The 2776-nt window shown below is 34.9% G+C and carries 2 protein-coding genes; one reads left to right on the plus strand and one right to left on the minus strand.

What is annotated here, in order from left to right; translation table 11 throughout:
- The first annotated feature begins 57 nt into the window (after positions 1-57).
- On the plus strand, positions 58-834 hold the full coding sequence (locus ACTHJT_RS13050; RefSeq protein ID WP_440238859.1) for a hypothetical protein: 777 nt from the start codon (positions 58-60) through the stop codon (positions 832-834).
- Positions 835-1537: 703 nt separating this feature from the next.
- Here ACTHJT_RS13050 and ACTHJT_RS13055 read toward each other — a convergent pair.
- On the minus strand, positions 1538-2776 hold a 1239-nt coding region (locus ACTHJT_RS13055; RefSeq protein ID WP_440238861.1), incomplete at its 5' end, for a reverse transcriptase domain-containing protein.

A 2776-nucleotide genomic window follows, 5' to 3' on the forward strand; every position in this document is an offset into this window, starting at 1 on the left:
TAGAACTTACTGCTTCAGAGGTTAGCATCTTACATACCTGATTTTAAAAATAAGATTATGAAACAGAGCCTACAGATTTTCGTCATTTACATCTTCCTGCAAAATATATTTGCCGGAAAAGCTTTTTCTCAATCATTTGAAGATTCAGTGATGATTGCCAATTGTGAAAAATGGAACATTGCCTATAAAAATGGAATGCTCACGCTTTCGAACCCTGGTTCTGCCCAGGTTTTTACAATGAATCTTTCAAAGCTGGATTCAGGTAAAATAAAACAAAAGAGGAAAGACAGTTCTTATGTAGAATTTTCCGGTTCAGGTGGACTCGATGGAAGTAAATACATGACGATTAAGAAAAGCCGGGTTTACAAATTACAAATGGGAACAGATGAAAATTCAACGGCGGCTTTATTCGTTGTTACGAATGAATCAAACGAAAAGAGACAAACCTTCCTGGGAAAAATGATTAGCAAAAACCATGAAGAAGAAAATGAAGTATTAAGTTCTGAAAGCACTGTTTACGGAACTATAAAACGAAACAATCTTGCAACAGGATGGGAATTCAGCTTAAAAAATTTGTCGGCAAACAGCGGACTTCCATTTAGCTTTTTTTCCGCACCAGAGGGATTTTTGACTTCAGAAAAGGATTCACTTTATCTTGAGCGAGCCTCGTTTAAAGCCGATGCTGTACTTGTAGATGTAGAAGGGCATCACGTAGGTGCGGTAAAATTCAGAAAAAAGCCTTTCACTATATGGGTGCAGAAGAATATGGAAAATTCCTTACAGGATGCTGTTGCAGTGTTATTTGGAGTGATGATCGCAAAGAAATCTTTTTAAGCGATTGCGAATAATTTGTAGACCAGAGTATCAATGAGTAAAGTTTGCTCCATATCGGGCTTCATTGTTGGAATGGAAAAAATCCAATGCGAAATGAAAAAAATCCGGTTGGAAATGGTCAAAGTATGTATGTATGTTGACCATAGTATGTATGTATGTTGACCATAGTACGTATGTATGTTGACCATAGTACGTATGTATGTTGACCATAGCATGTATGTATGTCGACCATAGTATGTATGTATGTTGACCATAGTATGTATGTATGTTGGTCATAGTATGTATGTATGTTGACCATAGTATGTATGTATGTTGGCCAAAGTATGTAATGTATGTTGGGCATAATATGTTAATATTATTACCTTGAAGCGCTTATGAGTTTCTCCGTAAAAGGTAACTAGCTGCGAAGTTGAAAAAGAGGTTTTATCGCACCCAGATCATATATTTAAACTTGTTCACTAACACCGCAGAAAAACTATAGAGCTATGTCATCAAGAACAGTATTTACAGACGACGAAACAACGAAATGGATTGCTACGTAAATAACAATGGCAAACTTTACATAAGCGTAGGAGAGAATGTGGAGGACTCAATGTATGGCGGGTACATTACTCTCGATAAAGAAGACGTTAAAAACTGAAAAAAATCTTACGGAGATTGAAAGTAATATGGAAGAGTGAGTTGCATTTGTAGCTTCTCTAAACTAGAATTTTGAATGCTTTATTATTGCTTTTAATAAATGCTTTTGAACTGCCTGATTGAAAATCCTCATATGATTTCTAGCTTGATTTTTAATAGCGGGCTCCTGCATGATATCACTAGCTCGATTTAAGTAAGAAAAATAATTACTCCTATGCTCCTTTAAAATCGGACTTGTTTTAAAAGAATAATCACCCAAATTATTTTTTTCGAGACGTTTTCTGTTTGTGTAGATTTTCTTTTTGTTCAAATCAAGGTTTGTATATAATCTGTAAAGTTGCCGTCTATAAATTATAGGCTTTTCGAAAGGTTTTTCTTCAGACTGTCGCACTGCCATGTTGCACTTACTTTTTACAGACGAAATCAATCGCCGGTAAAACTTAGCTAAGTTGTGGGATTTCACTAGTATCTTATATCCATAAAATTCGAAACCCAGATACGTAAAAGGCACTCCGACTCTATTTAAACGGTGGTCGGTCCTCACTGAAGTTAGTCGATATTGGTTCTTTTTGCCCTCCATTAAACGGAAATCGAATTTTTCGGTTTTTTCAATACTGATTTCGAGTTTACTTTTTTCAATAAGTTCGTTGATGCGATTTAAAATCTCGATAGAGTGTGCAGGGTTGCTAACAACAATTATATCATCAGAATATCTACGGTAAAAAGCATCATATTTGCTTACTATGTCGTTTACAACGATCATATCAAAATCTAACAAGTAGATATTTGCCAAAACAGCGCTTATTGGTAAACCTTGGGGGATGCCAATTGGCTTGCCCTCTTTGTTTCTAAATGGGAAACTGTAAATTTTTAATTCTTTATTTTTTATTTTTTCACGGAACTGCTTTGGCGATTCAAAAAAAGCTTGAACACCTTTTTTACGATGTCTTGCTAGCTCCTTTTCATTAAAATGTCCTTTTTTGTTGTAGGAATTCTTATCTCTAAGATCATCCCGCATAATATAGGAAAATCTGGTGGCTGCTTTGAAAACGTTATAATGATCTTTTGGTAATTTTTCTGTTCCTATGACCCTAGCCCATTGTTCTTTTAATATATTATGATCTAAACTGCTAAAAAAGCTTTTGATATCAAATTTTAGGACGCAGCATTCTCCATCTTTTGATCTTTTTATGATTTCTTCAAACACTTCATGTGCAAAATGAATCGTGCTCTTATTTTTTTCTGAATCTCCAATACTTATTTTTCTATATGCAATCGCACTTTGAGAAACAGCAGGACAATT

The sequence above is a fragment of the Cytophaga sp. genome, assembly GCF_051961495.1.
Lineage (GTDB): Bacteria > Bacteroidota > Bacteroidia > Cytophagales > Cytophagaceae > Cytophaga.